Below are 1,472 nucleotides of genomic sequence, written 5' to 3' on the forward strand. Positions count from 1 at the left end.
GCTGGCAAAACAACTGGCCGACGAGATGGCCGACCGCCTCCAGGAAGAGACTGATCCCGTCACGCGCATCTCCATCTTCGGTTTTCCGGCACAGTTCGGCGCACTAAAGGGCCGAGTTACCAGCTTTGTCGCCGCTCTGTTCAATCCCGGACGCAGCCAGGTGAATGTCAGCCTGCGTGGATTGTATTTTTCGTCCGGCACGCAAGAGGGCACGCCTATCGATCAGGTGCTGGGCGCGATCGGCCGCAATTTCGGTGGCAATTCCCGCCCTCACCTTTCTGGAACCGGCAAAAGCTTCTTTTTGCATGATCTGCTGACGGACGTCATTTTTGCCGAATCGGGCTGGGTTTCGTATGACAAATCGGCTGCAAGGCGTGCGGCGATCGTCAGATTTGGTGGCCTGGGTGCCATAACGCTGATCGCCGCCGCCGCACTGGGTACGCTCGCCCTGAGCTTTGCTTCCAACCGGTCGCTGATCGCCTCCACAACGCTGGCCATGGGCCAGTATCGCGAGACGGCGGCCCCGTTGCTCAAGGCCAGCACGGTCACCGATGTCGACCTTGAAAACGTCATCGGCCCGCTTGACCAGTTGCGCGATCTGCCGGCCGGGTATGAAACCGGTGACTTGCCGACACCGTTAGAGGAGACGTTCGGCCTCAGCCAGAGGGAGAGACTTCTTTCGGCATCCAAAACAGCCTATCGGCAGGCGCTGGAGCGACTGCTCCGATCGCGCCTGTTGATCCAGGCCGAGCGGACGATCCAGGCCAAGATGGCCGATCCCGTCGCCCTCTACGAACCGTTGAAAATCTATCTGATGCTTGGCGGCAAGGCCCCGAAGGTCGATGACGCGTTGATCGTTTCGTGGATGAAGCGGGACTGGGAGCAGAACCGATATCCGGGCGAAAACAATCGCGAAGGACGCGAGCAGCTCCAAAAGCACCTGCGCGCCATGCTGGCATTGGACGACGCCTATGATCCGGTCTTCGAACTCAACCAGCCGCTTGTCGAAGCCGCTCAACGTTCACTCGGGCGTATGAGCCTTGCCGATCGCGCTTCGGCATTGATCAAGTCGGCTATATACGCAGCGGTGCTGGACGATTTTTCACTGTCTCAGAAAGGCGGGCCGGAAGCGCAGCTGCTGTTCGAGCGCATCGATGGCGGCGATCTGTCAGGGCTTCGTATTCCCGGCATCTATACTCATTCCGGCTTCAACACCTTCTATCTCCGGCAACTGTCGCGCATTGCGCAGATGCTTGTCGACGAGCAGTGGGTTCTCGGGGGCGGCGGCGAACAAGGCGATATCAACCAGCAATTGCTCAAGCTCGGCCCCGAACTTCTTGATCGCTACGGCAAGGAGTTCGCGGCCGCGTGGAACGGCGTTCTCGGCCAGTTGAAATTCAAGGCGATGCTGACGGACAAGCCGCACTACATCGCACTTTCGGCCGCTGCCTCCCCAAGCTCACCGATGAATC

Annotated in this window: 1 pseudogene; it reads left to right on the top strand. The window is 59.6% G+C overall.

The features are described 5' to 3' along the window. Position 1 precedes the first annotated feature (1 nt). Positions 2-1,472, top strand: a pseudogene (tssM, locus tag EOA22_RS33320) (type VI secretion system membrane subunit TssM); the annotation flags it as partial.

The organism is Mesorhizobium sp. M7A.F.Ca.US.014.04.1.1 (genome assembly GCF_003998745.1).
Lineage (GTDB): Bacteria > Pseudomonadota > Alphaproteobacteria > Rhizobiales > Rhizobiaceae > Mesorhizobium > Mesorhizobium ciceri.